Origin of the sequence: Bacillus sp. FSL K6-3431 (assembly GCF_038002605.1) — a bacterium.
In the GTDB taxonomy this organism is placed as follows: domain Bacteria; phylum Bacillota; class Bacilli; order Bacillales; family Bacillaceae_C; genus Lederbergia.
Genome location: NZ_JBBOCT010000001.1, coordinates 267,934 through 284,176, shown reverse-complemented (window position 1 = coordinate 284,176; position 16,243 = coordinate 267,934). Strand labels below are relative to the sequence as shown.

Annotated in this window: 14 protein-coding genes; 6 read left to right on the top strand and 8 right to left on the bottom strand. The window is 34.9% G+C overall.

The window, feature by feature from the left end; genetic code table 11:
- Positions 1–42: 42 nt before the first annotated feature.
- Together MHB53_RS01365 and MHB53_RS01360 are read right to left on the bottom strand one after the other, a co-directional pair.
- Entirely contained in the window at positions 43–522 is a 480-nt protein-coding gene (locus MHB53_RS01365) for a GNAT family N-acetyltransferase (protein ID WP_340915236.1), read from the bottom strand.
- 487 nt (positions 523–1,009) lie between these two features.
- Positions 1,010–1,891: a cation diffusion facilitator family transporter gene (locus MHB53_RS01360; RefSeq protein WP_340915234.1), complete on the bottom strand. Its 882-nt coding sequence runs from the start codon at positions 1,889–1,891 to the stop codon at positions 1,010–1,012.
- A gap of 779 nt (positions 1,892–2,670) precedes the next feature.
- On the opposite strand from MHB53_RS01360, the gene MHB53_RS01355 reads away from it, so the two are divergent.
- From MHB53_RS01355 to MHB53_RS01345, 3 genes are read left to right on the top strand one after another with little or no spacing between them, the layout of a single operon-like run.
- On the top strand, positions 2,671–4,953 hold the full coding sequence (locus MHB53_RS01355; protein ID WP_340915232.1) for a ribonucleoside-diphosphate reductase subunit alpha: 2,283 nt from the start codon (positions 2,671–2,673) through the stop codon (positions 4,951–4,953).
- Positions 4,938–5,375: a flavodoxin gene (locus MHB53_RS01350; protein ID WP_340915231.1), complete on the top strand. Its 438-nt coding sequence runs from the start codon at positions 4,938–4,940 to the stop codon at positions 5,373–5,375. The genes MHB53_RS01355 and MHB53_RS01350 overlap by 16 nt, the downstream gene beginning before the upstream one ends.
- A complete protein-coding gene (locus MHB53_RS01345; RefSeq protein WP_340915229.1) occupies positions 5,356–6,396 on the top strand; it encodes a ribonucleotide-diphosphate reductase subunit beta in 1,041 nt (346 codons plus the stop codon). Before MHB53_RS01350 ends, MHB53_RS01345 begins: the two co-directional genes overlap by 20 nt.
- A 369-nt stretch (positions 6,397–6,765) precedes the next feature.
- Here the strand turns inward: MHB53_RS01345 and cspD are convergent, their stop codons facing one another.
- The 3 genes from cspD to ku all read right to left on the bottom strand — a co-directional run bounded on the left by cspD (position 6,766) and on the right by ku (position 9,152).
- Positions 6,766–6,966, bottom strand: coding sequence for a cold-shock protein CspD (gene cspD / locus MHB53_RS01340; protein WP_066138041.1), 201 nt, complete (start codon positions 6,964–6,966; stop codon positions 6,766–6,768).
- A gap of 488 nt (positions 6,967–7,454) precedes the next feature.
- Positions 7,455–8,096 carry a phosphatase PAP2 family protein gene (locus tag MHB53_RS01335; protein WP_340915225.1) on the bottom strand — a complete coding sequence of 214 codons (642 nt, stop codon included), beginning with the start codon at positions 8,094–8,096 and terminating at the stop codon, positions 7,455–7,457.
- Between the two features lie 225 nt (positions 8,097–8,321).
- On the bottom strand, positions 8,322–9,152 hold the full coding sequence (gene ku / locus MHB53_RS01330) for a non-homologous end joining protein Ku (RefSeq protein WP_340915224.1): 831 nt from the start codon (positions 9,150–9,152) through the stop codon (positions 8,322–8,324).
- 135 nt (positions 9,153–9,287) lie between these two features.
- On the opposite strand from ku, the gene ligD reads away from it, so the two are divergent.
- Positions 9,288–11,108, top strand: a complete 1,821-nt coding sequence (gene ligD / locus MHB53_RS01325; RefSeq protein WP_340924390.1) for a DNA ligase D — start codon at positions 9,288–9,290, stop codon at positions 11,106–11,108.
- A 10-nt stretch (positions 11,109–11,118) separates the two neighbouring features.
- Here the strand turns inward: ligD and MHB53_RS01320 are convergent, their stop codons facing one another.
- On the bottom strand, positions 11,119–11,865 hold the full coding sequence (locus MHB53_RS01320; protein ID WP_340915222.1) for a hypothetical protein: 747 nt from the start codon (positions 11,863–11,865) through the stop codon (positions 11,119–11,121).
- A gap of 146 nt (positions 11,866–12,011) precedes the next feature.
- Positions 12,012–12,332 carry a DUF4870 domain-containing protein gene (locus tag MHB53_RS01315; protein ID WP_340915221.1) on the bottom strand — a complete coding sequence of 107 codons (321 nt, stop codon included), beginning with the start codon at positions 12,330–12,332 and terminating at the stop codon, positions 12,012–12,014.
- A gap of 455 nt (positions 12,333–12,787) precedes the next feature.
- On the opposite strand from MHB53_RS01315, the gene MHB53_RS01310 reads away from it, so the two are divergent.
- Positions 12,788–13,351, top strand: a complete 564-nt coding sequence (locus MHB53_RS01310) for a GNAT family N-acetyltransferase (RefSeq protein WP_340915219.1) — start codon at positions 12,788–12,790, stop codon at positions 13,349–13,351.
- A gap of 334 nt (positions 13,352–13,685) precedes the next feature.
- The gene (locus MHB53_RS01305; protein WP_340915217.1) at positions 13,686–15,056 is read left to right on the top strand and encodes an MATE family efflux transporter; all 1,371 of its coding nucleotides are present in this window, start codon (positions 13,686–13,688) and stop codon (positions 15,054–15,056) included.
- 242 nt (positions 15,057–15,298) lie between these two features.
- Here MHB53_RS01305 and MHB53_RS01300 read toward each other — a convergent pair whose 3' ends face one another.
- On the bottom strand, positions 15,299–16,111 hold the full coding sequence (locus MHB53_RS01300) for a CAP domain-containing protein (RefSeq protein WP_340915216.1): 813 nt from the start codon (positions 16,109–16,111) through the stop codon (positions 15,299–15,301).
- Positions 16,112–16,243: the final 132 nt, after the last annotated feature.

Here is a 16,243-nt window from a genome sequence, read left to right as displayed (position 1 = left end):
CTTCGCATGAAACATATCAAAATTTTGTGATGGATAATACCTTTATAAATAAAATGAATAATCAATAAATCCATCGTTATCAACTTCATTTTCCATAGCATCAAAACCAACTGACTTAAATAAATTTATACTGGCCTCATTGGTATGTTTAATCCCTGCAACGATTTGCTTTATTGATGAAATTTCGGTTCTATTTATAACTTGTTCAATTATCATTTTCCCGAAACCTTTGCGTCGGTAGTCAGGTCTTATAAGGATATCTATGTAAGCTTTTTGATTATCTATTTCATATGACACTCTACCTACGGGAACATTACTTTGATAAACTATCCAACAGTAATGATTAGGGTTTGTGGTCACATACTTTATAAATCGTTCTGTTAGTTCCTCTACATAAAAGCTATCACTATCATTGTGGTACCAGTTATTTACTATAGGAATATGATTCATATTAATTTCGCAAAAAACAAGGGTATGATCCATAAATACTAAATACCTCCACGGATTTATTGGTAAAGTCACAGATTTAACTCCATAATAACTTTCTTTTATGATAATAAACTAGAATAAGAGTATTTTGAAGAAATGTGGTTATCTTAACTTTCCATAAGAAACTTTATGTTAACTAGAAATGTATATATCATACAAAAAGGATTGTGAAAAATCATGACCCTAATTTAAATTTCATTATTTGATCAATCTCATATTTATATTTATTTAAACCTAATTCTTTTACAAGAGTAATAAAAAAGAACTCAGCTCGATCTAGGATAACTTTCAGTAGCAAATAGACTGGTGTTGTTGAATCATAGTATCCACCCACTTGAAATTATTACTATAATTATACAGCAAAAAAAGTACAATCCCCATATATTTTAAGGATTGTACTCTTTTTGGTTTACAAAGGGACTTTTTCAGTGCCCTCTAAGAATGTAGTATCTTTTCATTGGTGCAGATTGATCCATTAACTAATTCATTTTGTATAGTTTTGCAAATTAAGTTAAACGAATCAATCTTTGTTTACTTTTGGCTCCACATGTACATGTACAGCATATACATCATGTTCCCTCATTAATGTCTTCTCAACTTTTGTAGAGATATCATGCGCAGAGTTTATATCCAAAGATGATTCAACAAGAATGACGATGTCGACCACAGCATTATTACCGTAGTTCCTTGCCTTGATTTCTTTCACACCGATTACGCCATTTATTTCTTGTATCGTTTCTTTATATGTTTCAATCACTTCCTCATCAAAACCATCCGTCAATAAGTGCGATGTATCACGAAAAATCTCCCATGCCGTTTTACAAATTAAAAATCCAACAATTGCTGCTGTTAATGGATCAAGCCATGGCATATTTAATTGTGAACCAAAAATTCCTATTGCTGTTCCAATACTTACCCATGCATCGGAAATATTATCCTTTGCTGCAGCCATCACTGCCTGACTGTCGACCCTCTTTGCCAACCCACGATTGTATCTATATACAAAATACATTACGACAGCAGAAAAAACACCAACCCATCCAGCAATCATATCAGGAGATTCTTTCGTAGTATCAAATAAAGATTTCGCCGCACCATACACTACTTGTAATCCTACAGTCATCATAATAAATGAAGCAACCATTGAGGCAATGGTCTCACTTTTCCAATGTCCATAAAGATGATCCTCATCTGCCGGTCTTTGAGATAACTTCAAACCAATTAATAATGCAATGGAAGCAATAATATCTGTTGTGTTATTTAATCCATCTGCTTTTAAGGCAGCTGAATTACTCATAAGGCCAATAATTAATTTTAAACTGGCCAAAAAGAGATAAGCGATAATACTAATTATCGCTCCGCGTTCAGCCAATTTTAAATTTGCGTATTTTTGTTGATCCATAAAATTAATCCCTCCAGAATAGTCCATATATATGGTATCAACTAAATCGCTAGTGGGTCTATAGCAACGTTCTTTCACGAATTCATGTTTATAGCTATTAGCAAAGAAAATTGGACGCGGCAAAGAAATAAAAAGAACGAAATAATGTCTCTTGCTAAAATATCAATGAAAAACGGGATTTATTGTGATTCTGAAGCGAACAATATTATGACATTTAATAAGAAACTATTCCATTAATCTTCGGAAACAGCTAAGATGTTCTATGTGTGCTTTTTTCTTTTGCAATAATCGTCATTTCTTTTCCATATCAACTTTTCCCGCTATCTACTTTTTTAAGGTTCTTATACTTCTTATCCAAACAAGTTTTTCCTTAAATCGAGAGCTCTATACTTCGGTTATCTGGAACTTATTACTCATCTTTTATGTTAAAATAGATTTCAGTTGCCATTCTTTTTTTTGCATGCTATCATCTATTAAACACCATATTTAGTATGTATATATAAAAATGTATACCATATATTGAATACCAGCAAGATCAGGTGCTTCTTGTCTCCCTGATGTGTAAAGGCATAAATACGGGAAACAACTGATCCATTAAGTTAACATATCAGATCTTGGAAGGCTTTCAGACCGATGACATCAATGTGAAAGAACAAGTTTTAATTCTTTGGGGATTGGGAAGATGAAACGATAGAGAAAATTTTATTTTATCTATCGTTTCATCCGCCCCATTCTCAAGCGGATTTTTTTATTTTATCATGAAAGAAAAGGTGAACAAAATGACTACAATGATTACGAAAGATCATGGTAACCGTAAGTTGGCATTTGACAAGGAACGTTTACTTGCATTTATTGACAAGAATACCTTGATTAACTCAGCAGAATATAAAGAAAAAATTATTCGCAGCGTGGAAGCTAAAGAGGAGATAAATGCTGATCACATTACCGACCTTCTCGTTAACACGGCTTTGGAAAATGTTGATGAAGCAAATACGCAGTGGACATATGATGCAGCAAAGATTTACTTGAAAGAATTATACAAAAAAGCAAGCCAAAATCGTGCATTTGACAAGGAATTAAAATATGGCGATTTTTACGGATTATTAAAAACATTAGCTGGAAAAGGCATTTATGCTCCAAACATTTTAGAAAAGTATAGTAGACAAGAAATTATTGAGTTAGCTAGTTTAATAGATCCTGATCGAGATTTATTGTTTGACTATATCGGTCTACATACATTAGCGACCAGATATTTAGCGACAGACCATCAAAAAAACACATATGAGTTACCTCAAGAACGCTGGTTAGTTATTGCTTTACATCTTATGCAAGACGAACCGATCGAGAAAAGATCAAAGCTCGTAGCAGAAAGCTATTGGGCACTATCCAATCTTTATATGACAGTCGCAACACCTACACTTGCAAATGCAGGACTTGCGCACGGCCAGTTATCAAGTTGCTTTATCGATACAGTCGAGGATTCACTCATGGGAATCTACAACAGTAACACGGACGTTGCTAGACTTTCTAAAGATGGCGGCGGTATCGGAGTGTATATGGGGAAAGTGAGAAGTCGCGGTAGTTCCATTAAAGGTTTTAAGGGAGCATCATCTGGGGTATTACCATGGATAAAACAACTAAACAATACAGCAGTCAGCGTGGATCAGTTAGGTCGTAGGAAAGGAGCTATTGCTGTCTATCTAGACGTATGGCATGCAGACATCCTCTCCTTCCTAGACTTAAAGCTTAACAATGGGGACGAACGACAAAGAGCGCATGATATTTTCACTGGAGTTTGCTTACCTGATCTATTTATGGAACAAGTAGAAAGACGTGGAGATTGGTACTTGTTTGACCCATATGAAGTGAAAAATGTAATGGGGTATTCGCTTGAAGATTTGTACGACGAGAAAAAAGGTTCAGGTTCTTTTAGAGAAAAATACGATGAATGTATTCAAAGTAATGCATTAAATAAAACAAAGGTTCCTGCTATTCAAATCATGGCAAGAATTATGAAATCACAATTAGAAACTGGTACTCCTTTCATGTTCTATCGTGATGAAGTAAATCGAAAGAATCCAAATAAACATGAAGGCATGGTTTATTCTAGTAATTTGTGTACAGAAATAATGCAGAATATGTCCCCTACTGTTCAGTATGATGAAACAGTTGACGGTGACACGATTATCACATATAAAAAAGCTGGCGATTTTGTTGTTTGTAACCTCTCTTCTGTTAACCTTGGAAAAGCTGTTCATGCCAATAATGACGACCAAGACGTATTAAAACGATTAATCCCGATCCAGGTAAGAATGTTAGATAATGTAATCGACCTTAATACGATCGATGTGAAACAGGCGACAATAACGAATAAAAAGTATAGAGCCGTAGGATTAGGTACTTTCGGTTGGCATCACCTTCTAGCACTTAAAGGAATTAATTGGGAGTCAAAACAAGCTGTTGCATTCGCTGATGAACTGTACGAATTCATTTCACAGTTAACAATTAAAGCAAGTGTTGAGTTAGCAAAAGAAAAAGGGGCTTACTCTAAATTTAAAGGCAGCGATTGGCAAACTGGAGATTATTTCAAACAACGCGGCTATTTAAAAGGTCTACATGCAGATGCATGGACAGAAATAATGAATGATGTGGCAGAGCATGGTATGAGAAATGGTTATTTAATGGCTGTTGCACCTAACTCAAGTACATCAGTAATCGCAAACTCAACTGCTAGTATTGATCCGATTTTCAAACCTTTCTATCACGAAGAAAAGAAAGATTATAAATTACCAGTTGTTGCACCAGACCTAGATCATAATACGTACGAAGTATACCGTCGTTCAGCTTATATTGTTGATCAACGTTGGTCCGTACAACAAAATGCAGCTAGACAACGCCATATCGACCAATCTATCTCGTTTAACTTCTACGTTCCGAATAATATTAAAGCACAAGTAATGCTAGACTTACACTTACAAGCATGGGATTCGGGCTTAAAAACAACATATTATGTTCGATCAACAGCATCGGATATTGAGGACTGTGTATGGTGCGAATCTTAATATGTTATGCCAGCTATAGTGGAAATACTAAAGAAGTGGCAGAACTAATAGAGAAGAGATTATTAGAAGAAGCATATTCAGTGAATGTATATAGAATAGGGTCAGGAACCATACCTGATCCTTCCCTTTTTGATGTACTAATGATTGGTACATTTACATGGGGAAAAGGCGCGACACCAGATGATGTCAAAGATTTTGTGTATGAAATCGGCTATAAACCACCTAATGTCTTTATTTTTGGAACAGGTGATACACAATTTGGTGGTGACACATTGTTTTGCCATGCCACTGACAAGCTTGCTAAATTTTATCAATCTTCTTACGAGCCACTAAAAATAGAACAAAGTCCAAGAGGATCACAAGAAACTAAGGTGATGGAATGGACAGAAGGAGTGTTAAACATTGTCACAAATTCTAACTAAAGTAAAAATCTTAGAACCGGTTAACCCTAATAAATCAACGGCCCTTTTTGGTGGTAAAGCAAGTGGTATTTTAAACTGGAATGATATCGCCTATCCACACTTTTACACACATCGGGAACAAATCCGCGCATTATTTTGGCGTGCTAGTGAAGTGGATATGACACAAGACACAAAACAATTTTCAACATTGTCAAAGGAAGAACAAAGTGCTTTTTTAAAGATTATCGGATTACTTGCCACTTTAGATGGACCTCAAACAGATATTGCTGGGAGAATCTCACATCTTTCTACTGATCCATCTGTAAAATCAATCATGGCCACCATCGCAGACCAGGAAAGCGAGCATAATCATAGCTATGCTTATGTCCTATCTTCAGTGGCAACACTGGATAAGCAAAATGAGTCATTCCAAACAGGCAGAAAAGACGAAGTCCTTCTTAAACGTAATGAGCGGATTATGGAAGTGTACAATGAATTTGCCGAAAACCCAACGATTGATCATTTATTAAAAGCAATGGTATACACTACCCTACTTGAAGGTTTATTCTTTTATTCTGGGTTTGCGTTTTTCTATAATCTAGCAAGAAATCAAAAAATGGTTGGGACATCCACTATGATCTCTTACATCAACCGTGATGAATTACAGCATGGAAGATTTATCAGTGATCTATTCCGCGCTACACTGTCTGAAAACCCTACCTACAACACAACTGAGTTTACTAATTGGGTATATGATCAATTCCGCCATTCCGTTGAACAAGAAACTATTTGGAGTAAATATGTTCTTTCAGGAATTGATGGAATCGATCTTACTGAAATGGAAGGTTATATTAAATATCGCGCTAATAAAATGTTACGTCTATTAGGTTTAAGTGATATTTATGAAGGTTATTCAGATAACCCAATGAAATGGATCCGTGCTTACGTAGATAACTTCGATGATACAAAAACAGATTTCTTTGAACAAAAATCAAGACAATATACGAAAACAAGTGACTTAAACGGTTTTGATGAACTATGATCTCTATCCCGTAAAATAGTCCTTCCGATAAAAAAAAGCAGCCGAGTGGCTGCTTTTTTTTATCGGAAAGTATTAATTTTTACAGATAGAATATACAGAAACAAGCTATCTCTAGCCGACGCATTCACTGTCATCACAGAGTGTGATGCTTAGCCAAGATACACTATCTGTATAGTTCCTATTGATCTTAAGCCCTATACTACGTATGAGTATCGAAAACATCAAAAACTACAAAGAAACTCACGCAGACATAAAACTATAGGATGTGGTCCCTTATTTTCCTCTTTTTTTACTAGAACTTCGCTATAATCGATAATAAAGGCAATAGAAAAAACTGCCCCTAGTTAGAGGCAGTTTTAAATGAACTAATTATAGTTTAACAACGTTTTCTGCTTGTGGGCCACGTTGTCCTTCAACGATTTCAAATTCAACTTGTTGACCTTCGTCAAGTGATTTGTAACCTTCTCCTTGAATAGCGCTGAAATGTACGAATACATCATTTCCGCCTTCAACTTCGATGAAACCGAATCCTTTTTCACTGTTAAACCATTTTACTGTTCCTGTTGCCATGGGTAAAAACCTCCAAAAATTTTTTAATATGTTACTCATATTTACGGTGTAAATAAAACTTCACATATTATAAACAAGATCCACAATTGGGAGTAGATATTCTTTATAATATGTAAATCCTAAACTCCATAGATAACGTATTATTTAATGCAGCCAGCATCACGCGGTAAATTACAGGAAAATCATAAATGTTATTATATTTGCATTTCAAAACAACGAAAGCCCTTCCTCTCTCTCGTCCTTGCGGCTCCAAAACCGCGCCAGTGAGATTTGTCTTACAAAACAACGAGTATTTGAGATCACTCATTGGAGGAAAAAGGATTTTAGTAGTTGGTCAAGCACCAACCAAAACTTTAGTTCTTTACTATCATACATGAGGTACATGTAAATTGCAAGAAGGGATGGTAATATTTTTAAGTAATTCATGAAAAAGCTTTCATAAAAATACCAAACAAAGTATTTCTGTCTTTGTTTGGTATTATAACACTTTATTTAAAACTTTCAACATTTTTATCATATAATCGAAAAATAATCACACTTAACACCACCCACACACTTCCTGCTGCATATCCTGCGATTATATCACTTGGATAATGAACACCTAGATAGATACGACTTAAGCCAATGCTCAGAATGAATATACCTGCAATCATAAATAAAATCAAAGTCTTGCGATTACTCCCAATTAGCCTATATATGACATAGAAAATTCCACCGAATAAAATAACTGAACCCATTGCATGACCGCTTGGAAAACTAAAACCATGTTCATGAACAATACGTAACAGATCAGGCCTATCACGATGAAAATGTGCTTTCAATAGGCGGTTAAACGCCCCTGCTCCTACCCCTACAGAAATAATTAAATAAACACCTAATAAATAATTACGGCTCATACAAAAAATACCAGCACAAATAACGGTTATAATGATAACTCCTTTAACAGAACCCAAAAAAGTTATAAAAAGCATAATGGAAGTTAAAGGAGTCGATATCATTCCTTGCACACTGTCAATGATCAACATATCAAATTGCTTAATAAATTCACTATTTATTGTCAATGAGATTGATGTAAATAATCCAATACCAACTACTAAAATGAAGAATAATCCTATTTTTCGTTTATGCATTTTATATCCTCTTTTTACTAGATATTAGCATAAATTCCAACAATCATAAAGGAAAAATCGTTTGCTGTCTAGAAACAATGGTTAGACACAAGAGCTCCTAGCTTCACCTAGTAATTAGCGGATGGTCTCTCTACTACAAGAACAATAATCCTCACAGATGTCTATGAAATATCGCTTCAATCAGTGACTTTACCTAGACCAAATGTGCGCTTTACACGCTTTTTATTATTTTGCTACTCCTTTTTTCGTTGCAGCTTTTTTACGTGCTGGCTGTTTTGCTGTTTTTGGTTTTGTTTTGTCAATCGAAGCTTGCAATGCAGCCATCAGTTCTGTCATATTTGCTGCTGGTTCTTTTTGTTTGACCGCTATCATCTCTTTCCCATTTTTCTTCGCTTCAATAAGCTCAAGAAGTTGAGATCTATATTCGTCATGGTATTTTTCTGGTTCAAAAGTGGTTGTCAGCTGATCAATTAATAAAATAGCTGTATCGATTTCTTTTTTAGAGACTTCATCTGCAGTCGGTATATTAGGAACATCAGCCGCTTTCCTTACCTCATCAGGGTAATGAATGGTTTCCATTAGCAATATTCCTTCAAATACTCTAATTACCGCAAGTTGTTCTTTTGAACGTATTATTATTTTAGCAATACCAGCCTTCTCTGACTGCATAAGCGCTTTGCGTAGGAGTCCATATGCTTTTGTACCACCGTCTGGAGACATATAATAACTGCGGTTATAATAGATCGGATCTATTTCATCCATCTTGATAAAATCAATAATTTCTACAGCCTTCTCCTCGTTCGCGCCACTTAGTTCTTTTATTTCCTTCTCGTCAATTATGACAAACTTTCCCTTAGCTATTTCATAGCCTTTCACAATTTCTTTTATGTCTAGTTCTTTTTCACAGACCGGGCATATTTTCTCATACTTAATAGGTGTATGGCATTCTTTATGAAGCGATCGAAATTTTACATCTTTATCCTCTGTGGCAGCATGGAGTTTTATTGGAATATTTACTAATCCAAAGCTAATACTGCCTTTCCACATTGTATGCACTTTCTCACCTTCTTCTATGTTTCCTATTGATAGTATTTGCTAAATTGAATCACAAACATTCCTATCAACTTTTGGTAAAAATTCATTATGTGGGTAAAACTAAAAAAAATGAAAGGAGCGTTTTTATTGAAACCCATGCTTCCTACCTTAACCTTTCATCCGCCTAACCAAGGTGATTGGTATTATGAAATCAAATATGATGGCTTTCGAGGCATCCTTAACTGGAGTATAGAAGAATGCATTTTATTAAGCAGGAATGGTAAGGATTTACTCCCCCTATTCCCGGAGTTAAAAGCATTTCTACTCAAGCACCAGGACTCTATTACAGACTTGCTCCCTTTAAAATTAGATGGTGAACTCGTCATTCTAGAAAATGATTGGAAAGCAAATTTCCAAGCCATTCAAAAAAGAGGTAGATTGCGGTCCAAAGAAAAAATTTACGAGGCTGCAAACACCAGACCTTGTAAGTTTCTTGCTTTTGACCTTCTATCAACTAATCAAACGAGTACAGTTACACTTCCTTATATGAAAAGGAAAGCGATGCTTTTGTCTATATTTAAGCGCTTAGGATTTTCAGTTACACCTTCCACCAAAAACGAAATGCTTGTACAATATGTCCCATTTCATTCCAAATATAGCTCTTTATTAGAAAAAATGCAGGCATATGATAGTGAGGGGATCGTCGTAAAGTTAAGCTCTAGTCCTTGGGAGGAAGGTAGAAGAACTTCTACATGGTTAAAAATAAAAAACTGGAAAACTGCATCCTGTTTTTTAACTGCTTTTGATGAAAATAATGGTTTTTTTCATATTGGTGTGTGGAAAAACGATACAGTATTTCCTCTGGGTCTATTTATAAACGGTTTGGAAACAGAAACGAAACTGGCAATAAAGAGTACAATAATGCAAAACTACGATCAAAGAATAGGCAGCTTAATAAAAATAAAACCAGGTATCTGTCTGGATCTTTATTATATAGAATGGAACGGAGAACAGCTTCGCGAGCCATATTTTAAAGAATTGCGCTTTGATCTATCTCCAGATAAATGTACATTTGAACACTTTTTAATTGCTAATGCTGCTTTTCCAGATAAAGTCATACTTACACATCCAGATAAAGATCTTTGGGACAAAAACATGTGCACAAAATTAGACTATCTTCGCTATCTAAGATCTGTCTCTTCTTTCATGCTGCCATTTCTTCAAGATCGACCATTAACAGTCATTCGTGCGCCACATGGCATCTTTGGTGAGGCTTTTTTTCAAAAAAAACGTCCTGAAACAGCACCTGACTATATTCAGTCATATACACACGAAAAGTCTGAAATGATCATTTGTAATGATTTGCAAGCTTTAATTTGGTTAGGGAATCAACTTGCTATCGAGTTTCACGTCCCTTTCCAAACGATAAAAAGTGATTATGTAAGTGAAATTGTTTTTGATCTCGATCCGCCTTCACGTGCAGATTTCACCCTGGCTATACATGCAGCAATACTATTGAAAGAAATACTAGATACATTAAAATTAACTGCCTTTGTAAAAGTTTCTGGTAATAAAGGAATGCAAGTGTATATTCCACTTCCAGATGACACTTTTACATGGGATGATACACGTCTATTTACAGAGTTTATCGCGAATTTCCTGATCACTACCGAACCTCAATCGTTCACCATAGAAAGATTGAAAAAAAACCGGAATGGAAAGCTCTATATTGATTTCATCCAACATGCAGAAGGTAAAACAATTATCTCCCCTTACTCCGTTAGAAATAATAAAGATGCTCTTGTCGCTGCTCCGTTATTTTGGCATGAAATAACAAATGATTTACACATGGAGTATTTCACGATGCAAAAGGTGTTAGAAAGATTAAATGTCTTAGGTGATCCCTTTTCACACTTTTTCACATGCAAAAGAAAACAACCATTTAATGATGTGCTAAAAATGATAAAACTCGAATAAAACCTTGGACTTATTCCAAGAAAACAAGTAAACATAAACATAAATATTTCTCGTCTTCCGTAAGACGTTTTTCGAAACTCAAAATAGGTGTATTTGGTTGGAACATTGTTTGCATTTTAAGCGGCATGAAACCCTTTTTGATTCTCATCACTACTTTTTCATCTATAGATAAAACATAGTCAGCATAACTTTTTTTTAATTGATAGGTTTTTGCCCCTACTACTAGTTCCTTTCTTGTTGCATTTATTTTTGTAATAATTATTGGTAATTTACTTTTTTGAATAAAAATAACTGCATCTTGCGAATATACATGGATATACGACCTATTCGTCGAACCATGTTGATCGATTCTGTACATCCATTTAGATTTGAATTTATTTCCAATCTTATCTCTTTTTCGCTTTTCTCTGCCTTTTATTCTAGAAATAGAAAAACGACAGATTCCATCAGCGGAATAAATATCAAATATGGAAAGAGAGGACGGAGATTGAAGCAATATATAAAATTGCGCTTTACTCATTACAATATCTTTAGCATTAATTAATAAGCTAACATCCCGGTTTTTATTAGTGAAATACAAATATTTCAAAAAAAAGGTAAAAAGACATAGCGATACAAAGATACCGGCTATATTAATTGGCAAAAAATTGACCTTTTGCATACTGGGCAAAATAATAGAAACAAAAACCAGTGTAAATAATATGGTTTGATTCAAATATAAGCGAGTCATTCGAGCATAATAGTCTTTAATATTCATACGGTTCCCCCTAGTAAGATGGTATGTCCTACATGAATCATTAAGAACGATTTCCAAGAAAAAAAGCCTGACAATTTTGTCAGACTCGCTTGGAACCATAGATAGATTTATCTATTACTACCTGCTATTAGATTCCACTTTGGACCTTATAAAATCCGGAAAACAAATGGGATTCTGTATGTTTGACCATCAAATGCTTTAATTGCTGCGATAATCGTAAAAATGATTGCCGAAAGCCCAACAATAGGTAAAAGGATAAATCCAATCAATATTATGACCGATATTCCTGCGACAATACTGTAAACAGTATAGGATATGAGAAAATTAAAATACTCTCTTCCATGAAAATCAATGAATGGTGATTCATCCTTTTTGATTAACCAAATAATCAAAGGTGCAATAACTGGGAAAAACAAACTAGTAATATATAATAATCCAGCTACAGATTTTTCTGTACTTTCTTGCATCACAATTTCCTCCTCTTAAATCTCTCTTAATATATAATACGATTTACATAACAGAAGGTTTCGTAAAATCTTCACTTTTTCATATATTTAAATACCTCCTTCGTTTAGAGCCGATAAATGTAGTTAAAATCGGCTTTTAAAACCAGCATTTCCTTTATCAATATTCAACAAAAATCAGCCTTGAAAAACATGTCGAAAATAGTAGAATAAAAAAGAAAATTATTTTGTTTTACCTATTTTCAAAAGCTGTTTTTTTTTGTATGATGTCAATATAAATACCTTAAAATTTAATACAGCTCATAATTGAGGGAAGGCAAATGGTGCGCCACCAGTCCTGTTGTTTGGCTGGTCCTAGTGGGTTCGATTCCCACCCCGAAATTTTTTATGCAACTTTTAAAAAATTTCGAGGGTAGAAACGAATCTACGGGACTACCCTGCCCTGGAGGGGGTTCATAATGCTTAAGAAACGTGAATTATTTGGGCATGAATGTCATGCATTATTTGATTTAATGACGCACCCTGATGTCTTCCCTTTCGTACGACAAAAAGCAACTTCATATGAAGAGTTCATATTTTTGACGAAACAGACCATTGAAGCAGAAGAACGCGAGGAGTTAATCTCAAGGACAATAATGGATGAATGGGAAAATCCAATTGGTACGATCAACCTTTATGATATAGAAGGAAATGCTGGATTTTTAGGAACTTGGATAGGTAAACCATATCATGGTAAAGGGTATAATATATTAGCCAAAGAATGCTTTTTCCAAGAATTATTTTTTGAGAAAGAAATTGAAACGATATATATGCGTATTCGTAAAGAAAATGTCCGTTCACGAAAAGCCGCTGAAAAATTCCCTTATGTTGTACTGGCAAATAAAACTCGCCCATCTATATTTCAACAACTAAATCGGGAAAATTACGTGTATGACCTTTACGAAATTCCGAAAGATTTATTTACGATGAATTACCTTCGTAAAACGATCGACTCAGAAGAAATGCAGCCACTCGAAGCTTAATATGAAAAATGATTCAAGAGCTCAAAACCACATAGGTTTTAGCTCTTTTTTTGTAGCTATAAAAATCTTTAAAAACGAGGTATCTCTATTTAGTCAAATCCCCGCTCAGTCGTAGGGTGAAGTTTCCCCCGCCTACAAAAGATAAATTTATCTGGTAAACAAGAAACCTGTTCATAATCTTATTATACTGCCTCTTCTGAAGGCATTACATTAATTTATATGTATCAACTCACATGTTTACATAACAATATTATTGGAGTTCTAAATGTGTATTGATTAATACTAATATGTTATAATCTTATCTTAATGAAATCATTTGTAAGTGAGGGTAAAAATGAAACAGACAAATAATTTACGTGAAAAATTTCAACAACTTTGGGTGATTTTAGTTCCGTTATTGATCACTCAGCTTGCTATGTTCTCGATGACCTTTTTTGACATCATGATGACTGGAAGATATTCCTCCGAACATTTAGCTGGTGTAGCAATAGGTTCATCCTTATGGGTACCAATTTTCACCGGCTTAAGTGGTATTCTTTTATCAATCACACCTATCGTTGCTCACTTAATTGGGGCAAAGAAAAAAGACGATATTCCCTTTTCAGTTGTACAAGGGATTTACTCTGGAATTGCAATGGCAGCTTTCGTCATTTTAGTAGGCTCTATCATTCTAAATCCCATTTTGAATGGAATGAATTTGGCGAATGAAGTAGAACATGTGGCCAGGTTTTATTTAGTTAGTTTGGCATTTGGAATTATTCCTTTATTCGTTTACAACGCCCTTCGCTCCTTTATTGACGCACTCGGTAAAACAAGAGTGACAATGATTATTACGCTTACATCTTTGCCAATTAATGTCGTGTTAAATTACATTCTAATTTTCGGTAAGCTTGGTTTACCTGCACTTGGGGGTATTGGAGCAGGGATCGCCTCAGCAGCGACATATTGGTTAATAACGTTAATTGCCATGTGGATCATTCATAGAAAAAAACCATTTTTAGATTATCGGATATTTAAAACATTCTATCGGATTGATTTACATAAATGGAAAGAAATATTTGCGCTCGGACTTCCTATTGGCTTATCGATTTTTATCGAAACGAGTATCTTTTCAGCAGTTACATTATTTATGAGTGAATTCGGTACGAATGTAATTGCAGCACATCAGGCGGCACTAAACTTTTCTTCCTTTCTTTATATGATTCCACTAAGTATTTCAATGGCACTTACTATACTTATTGGTTTTGAGTCTGGGGCAGGAAGATATCAAGATGCCCGATCCTATAGTAAGCTGGGTATTCTTAGTGGTGTAAGTATATCTCTAATAATGGGGTTATTACTTTTTGTATTCCGCGCAGAAGTAGCACAGTTATACAGCGATGATTTGCAAGTTGTAAAATTAATATCGCAATTTTTGCTGTTTGCTGTATTCTTTCAGTTATCTGATGCTGTTCAAGCACCGATTCAAGGAGCGTTGCGAGGGTATAAAGATGTAAATGTCACGTTTATCATGGCTTTAATCTCATTTTGGGTAATCGGTTTACCTTTCGGCTATATTCTGACTAATTATACTGACTTAGGTCCCTTTGGATACTGGCTCGGTTTGATCATCGGTTTAGCTATAGGTGCCATCACGCTCTCCTTTCGTTTACGCTATGTCCAAAACAAAAAAATGGGGTTAAGAAAAGAAAAAGTAAGCTTATAAAAGGTATACCAAACTACATCCCGAGGTAGTTTGGTATAGCCTGTACAGGCCTTCAATTGTCGACGATTAAAGGCCTTAGTACATTATTAAGTAGGTCAAATATGATTCTATCTGTTAAATCTTATACCTTTCCACACAGCTAACAAAAAAACGAACAGGTAAGCCTAGTGGCTACCTGTTCGTTTTTCTATTGGCATAAGGCAATTCCTACAGGATATCCTCCAGCAAGCTTACGCTCCATTTTATTTCCCAATAAATTGTTGTGTCCAATAATTACCGTTAGCATCATGGCCAACTCCAATATGAGTGAAGTCTTGGCTTAAGATATTTGCACGATGACCTGAGCTATTCATCCACCCAGTTACTACCTCTTGAGGTGTACGTTGACCCATGGCAATGTTTTCACCTGCAGAACGATATGTGATACCAAATTTTTTCATCATATCAAATGGTGAGCCATATGTTGGGCTATTATGATCAAAATAATTGTTTGCTGACATATCTCTTGATTTTTCACGTGCTACTTTGCTTAATTCAAGATCTATTTTTAATGGTGCCAAACCATTTTTCGTTCTTTCTTGATTTGTTAAATCAAATACTTGTTGTTCAAAAGCACTTAGTTGTGAAGTTGTTTGCTCAGCAGGCTTTTCTTGTTTTTCCGGTGTTGGTTTTGGCTGCGCTACTGGTTTTTCTGGTTGCACTGGTGTTGGTTTCGGTTGCGTCACTGGTTTTTCTTGTTTTTCTGGTGTTGGTTTCGGCTGTGCCACTGGTTTTTCTTGTTTTTCTGGTGTTGGTTTCGGTTGTGCCACTGGTTTTTCTTGTTTTTCCGGTGTTGGTTTCGGCTGTGCTAAATTCAAGTCTTTCATATTCCACTTAATATTATATTTCTTACAGATTTGATTTAACAAATCCTCGTGATCTGAAAGATTAACAGTATTATATTGGAATACTACCTTTGCTTTGATAGGCTCAACTTGTGCCGCATCTGCTTTTCCTGCAAATGGTGCTGCCATAATTGCTACTGCTGCTGCAGTTGTAAATATCATTTTTTTCATTGTCTTATTCCTCCCAATGTTTTCTTTTCGTCTACAAAAATATCTTACCATATGATTTTTGTAATATTTAAGGGAGGAAATGCCAGTTTAAGAGAGTAAGATATTTTCTGAATTTGTACAGTTAGTAAATCT